This window comes from Streptomyces sp. NPDC055749, from assembly GCF_053617235.1.
The window spans coordinates 48,317-52,686 of record NZ_JBSHFH010000053.1 but is presented as its reverse complement, the minus strand read 5'-3'; the positions used below and the strand labels follow the sequence as shown (position 1 = coordinate 52,686).

Annotated in this window: 5 protein-coding genes; 2 read left to right on the top strand and 3 right to left on the bottom strand. The window is 70.9% G+C overall.

Going from position 1 to position 4,370, the window contains the following annotated elements; all coding sequences use genetic code 11:
* Positions 1–48: 48 nt before the first annotated feature.
* From ACWGO0_RS30245 to ACWGO0_RS30235, 3 genes are all read right to left on the bottom strand, one after another.
* Complete coding sequence (locus ACWGO0_RS30245; protein WP_328905704.1) at positions 49–276, bottom strand: DUF3107 domain-containing protein; 228 nt, start codon at positions 274–276, stop codon at positions 49–51.
* A 154-nt stretch (positions 277–430) separates the two neighbouring features.
* Positions 431–1,072 (bottom strand): TetR/AcrR family transcriptional regulator, encoded by a 642-nt coding sequence (locus tag ACWGO0_RS30240; RefSeq protein ID WP_453542020.1) that lies wholly within the window; start codon positions 1,070–1,072, stop codon positions 431–433.
* Between the two features lie 168 nt (positions 1,073–1,240).
* On the bottom strand, positions 1,241–1,456 hold the full coding sequence (locus ACWGO0_RS30235; RefSeq protein WP_453542017.1) for a hypothetical protein: 216 nt from the start codon (positions 1,454–1,456) through the stop codon (positions 1,241–1,243).
* Between the two features lie 110 nt (positions 1,457–1,566).
* On the opposite strand from ACWGO0_RS30235, the gene ACWGO0_RS30230 reads away from it, so the two are divergent.
* Together ACWGO0_RS30230 and ACWGO0_RS30225 are read left to right on the top strand one after the other, a co-directional pair.
* Positions 1,567–2,532, top strand: coding sequence for an alpha/beta fold hydrolase (locus tag ACWGO0_RS30230; protein WP_453542014.1), 966 nt, complete (start codon positions 1,567–1,569; stop codon positions 2,530–2,532).
* A gap of 8 nt (positions 2,533–2,540) precedes the next feature.
* Positions 2,541–4,067 carry a DUF3152 domain-containing protein gene (locus ACWGO0_RS30225; RefSeq protein ID WP_453542011.1) on the top strand — a complete coding sequence of 509 codons (1,527 nt, stop codon included), beginning with the start codon at positions 2,541–2,543 and terminating at the stop codon, positions 4,065–4,067.
* The last annotated feature ends 303 nt before the right edge of the window (positions 4,068–4,370 follow it).

Genomic DNA, 4,370 nt, shown 5'->3' with positions numbered 1-4,370 from the left:
GCCCGGCGGATATCCGCCGGGCCGCTCCTTCTGTCCGCTGCGTCGCGCCTAGAGCGCGCCGAACCCCACACGCCGGGTGCTGGGCTCGCCGATCTCCACGTACGCGATCCGGTCGGCCGGCACGAGAACCTTGCGGCCCTTGTCGTCCGTGAGGCTGAGCAGCTGCGCCTTGCCGGAGAGCGCCTCGGCAACCGCGCTCTCGACCTTTTCGGCGGAAAGCCCGCTCTCCAGAACGATCTCCCGGGGCGTGTGCTGCACCCCGATCTTGACCTCCACGGCTATGTCCCTCCGACGGTCAGTCCCTGCGCGTTGAACCGCGCCGTACGCAGCACACATTAGCCCGGTGAGGGGGGCGGTCACGGCCCGACCGGCAACGCCCGCAGCGAACACCGGAGGTGGTACACGCGGGTCCGGGACCGCCCGCCGAACGTCAGTGCTGATCCGTGCCGTGCAGCGGGAATCCCGCGATGCCCCGCCAGGCGAGCGAGGTCAGGAGCTGTACGGCCGTGTCGCGGGGGATGCTGGAGCCGCTGGAGAGCCAGTAGCGGGCCACCACCTGGGAGACACCGCCGAGGCCTACAGCGAGCAGCATGGACTCGTCCTTGGACAGTCCCGTGTCACCGGCGATGACGTCGGAGATGGCCTCGGCGCACTGGAGCGAGACCCGGTCGACCCGTTCCCGTACCGCGGGCTCGTTCGTCAGGTCGGACTCGAAGACCAGCCGGAAGGCCCCGCCCTCGTCCTCCACGTACGCGAAGTAGGCGTCCATCGTCGCCTCGACGCGCAGTTTGTTGTCCGTCGTCGAGGCCAGCGCCGTACGCACCGCCTGGAGCAGCGCCTCGCAGTGCTGGTCGAGCAGCGCCAGATAGAGATCCAGCTTGCCCGGGAAGTGCTGGTAGAGCACCGGCTTGCTGACGCCCGCCCGCTCGGCGATGTCGTCCATCGCGGCGGAGTGGTAGCCCTGCGCGACGAAGACCTCCTGCGCGGCGCCCAGCAACTGATTGCGTCGGGCACGGCGGGGCAGGCGAGTGCCCCGCGGGCGCGCTGCCTCTGTCTGCTCGATGGCTGTCACGCCGCCTCCCAAAATTGTGTTCAAGCACAGCTGTTCCGTGCACGCCGCGCCGTGCGGCCATCGTACTTTTGGGTAACCCGGGTATGCGCGGCGCGGACGCAGAATTTCACGGACCGGACGAGTGCGATAGCCACAGATGAACGGAGTCCGAGAACAAAGCGGGGCGTATTACCGGTAATCGTCTTCGTCCTGGGCGACAACGCGGGCCTGCTCCGCCGCATCCGCCTCGTTCGCCCGCTCCCGGTCGATGCTCGTCAGCGGGTCGTCGCGCCGCTGCTGGACATCCGCCTGCTGCTCCGCGGCATCGGCATCGGGGGTCTCCTGGTCCGGTTCGTCGGGCTGGATGTCCTCGAATGTGTCCGGGTCGCTGGGGTCGACCGTCATGGTGGCTTCCTTCCTTCCCTTGAAGCGTAGGAGCAACCGTGCGGAGGCGCTACGCGGTCTGTGACGGCGAACACACGAACCGGCGCGTGATCGTCTCGTAACATTGCCGCATGTCTTCGACCGAGCTGCCGGGTACCCGCGCCGCCGCCGCAGCGGTGGCCCCCACGGTCAGTGCCGTCAGGGTCGCGGAGGGGGAGAGGCTGAGCTCCGTCACGCTGGCGGGCCTCACCCTGAACGTCCGCTCCCGGCCGCCGCTGCGTACGGGGCTCGCCCCCGCCCTCTACGTCCACGGGCTCGGCGGCTCGTCCCAGAACTGGTCGGCGCTGATGCCGCTGCTGGAGGACGTGGTCGAGAGCGAGGCGCTGGACCTGCCCGGCTTCGGGGACTCGCCGCCGCCGGACGACGGCAACTACTCGCTGACCGGACACGCGCGCGCGGTGATCCGGCTGATCGACGCGCGGGACCGCGGTCCTGTCCACCTCTTCGGTAATTCCCTGGGCGGCGCGGTCGCCACCAGGGTCGCTGCCGTGCGCCCCGACCTGGTGCGCACTCTCACACTGATCTCGCCCGCGCTGCCGGAGCTCCGGGTGCAGCGGTCCGCCGTGCCGACCGCGCTGCTGGCCCTCCCGGGGGTCGCGTCCCTCTTCTCCCGGCTCACCAAGGAGTGGACCGCCGAGCAGCGCACGCGTGGGGTCATGGCACTCTGTTACGGCGATCCGGCACGGGTCTCCGAAGAAGGGTTCCGCCACGCGGTGGCGGAAATGGAGCGCCGACTGGAGCTGCCGTACTTCTGGGACGCCATGACGCGGTCGGCCCGTGGCATCGTCGATGCCTACACACTGGGCGGACAGCAGGGGTTGTGGCGCCAGGCCGAGCGGGTGCTCGCACCGACCCAGCTCGTGTACGGCGGACGGGACCAGCTCGTCTCGTACCGGATGGCACGCAGGGCGTCCGCGGCATTTCGCGACGCCAGGCTGCTGACACTGCCCGAGGCCGGGCACGTGGCGATGATGGAGTACCCGGAGACGGTCGCCCAGGCGTTCCGGGATCTGCTCGACGAATGCGGCGGGAGCTGATCCGGGGCGTGGGACGACATAGCCGAAAGGGCCCCGAGGCCAAGAGCCAGGGGAGCGCGAGCGCCGCGAGCACGGGCGGCGATCCCGGGACGGGCCCGTCAGGGGCCGCTCCGGCGGGGGCGACCCCGTCCGGGGCCGGCAACGGACGGCGCAGGCGCGCAGCCGCCACGCCGCCCGGTGGTGAAGGACACACCCCCTTCCACGGCATGCCGCAGGTGCGCGGCGGCCATCCCGAACAGCGTGAGGCCGGCGGCGGCTGGGGAACCGGGCCGCAGCAGCGGTACGGCGACTGGCAGGGCACCGGGCGGCAGGCCCGGCCGGGGCAGGCAGGACCCCCCGGGCCCGCGGGATTCGCCGGAGCGGCCCGCGGCGGGGCGCCGCGAGGGGCGCCGCCGCAGATGTTCGACACGGGGCAGACTCCCGTACAGCAGACCCCCGCACAGCAGAACCCCGCACCACATGCGTCCGCCCAGCAGGCGGTGGCCCGGCAGGTGTCGGCCCAGGAGGCGGCGCAGCGCGCTGCCGACCGGCGCTCGGAGATGCGGCCCGGGGTGACCGAGGGCCCGATGCTTCCGGGGCCCCGACGGGAATTCGTCGACGCGTTCGACGGTGCGTCGCCCGCCTCCCCGCCGCCCACCGATCCGTACGACTCGGTCACCCACTGGGACGACCAACAGCCGCCCGATGGCGGCGCCGACGATGCCGACGGTCCCGCATCCGGCAAGGGCGGCAAGGGGCGCACCTTCACCGGGATCGCCGCCGCAGCGGTCACCACCGTGCTCGCCGTCGTGGTGGCCGGACAGGTCGCCCAGGACACCGACGACCCCGGCAGCGCCTCACGGGCCGCCGGAGTGGACCGCGAGGGCACCCAGGACACCTCCCGCTCCGATACCCGGCCGACGCCGCAGCCGAAGGTGGCCAAGGTCAAGCCGCTCTCGTACGAGCAGAAGATGGCGAAGCCCTATCCGCTCGCTCCCGAGCTGAAGGCCACCGGGGAATTCGAGGCGGTTCCGGGACTGGCGAAAGCGCCGGGCAAGGGAACCAAGCACAGCTACCGGATCGATGTCGAAAAGGGTCTCGCCCTGGACGGCGCGCTATTCGCCGACGCCGTTCAGAAGACGCTGAACGACGACCGCAGTTGGGCACACAACGGTGCCATGACGTTCGAGCGGATCTCGTCGGGAAAGGCCGATTTCGTGATCACCCTGGCCAGCCCGGGGACCACCGGAGTCTGGTGCGCGAAATCGGGGCTCGACACGACTCAGGACAATGTCTCCTGCGATTCGGCCTCTACCGAACGCGTCATGATCAATGCCTACCGCTGGGCCCAGGGTTCGTCGACCTTCGGCCCGGAGAAACTCCTGGCCTACCGTCAGATGCTCATCAACCACGAGGTCGGCCACCGGCTGGGGTACGGGCACGTGAGCTGCCGGACGCCCGGCGCACTGGCCCCCGTGATGCAGCAGCAGACCAAGTCGCTGGACATCGAAGGCATCAAGTGCCGGCCCAACCCCTGGGCACATCCCGGTAATTGACCGGCGGACCTCCAGGTGGTCTTCCAGGACCCGGTGTCCTCGCTCCGCGCTCGATCCGCTGCTCGCCGCAGTGCGCAGAGAGGCCCGCAAGGAGCTGGCCGCAGCCTGACCGTGCGTAACTTCACGGCTCCTTAGCGCGACAGAACGCTACCGGGGCGGGAAAGTTACGACGGTTCACCCCTTTCGGTGGGGGGGGGGGGCACACCACCCCGCCCCCCCCCCGGGTAGACCGGATGGGGGTGCCCGGGGGGGGGGCGGGGGAAACGCCGGGCGCCCCACAGGGGGGATGGGGGGGTGTGTCGG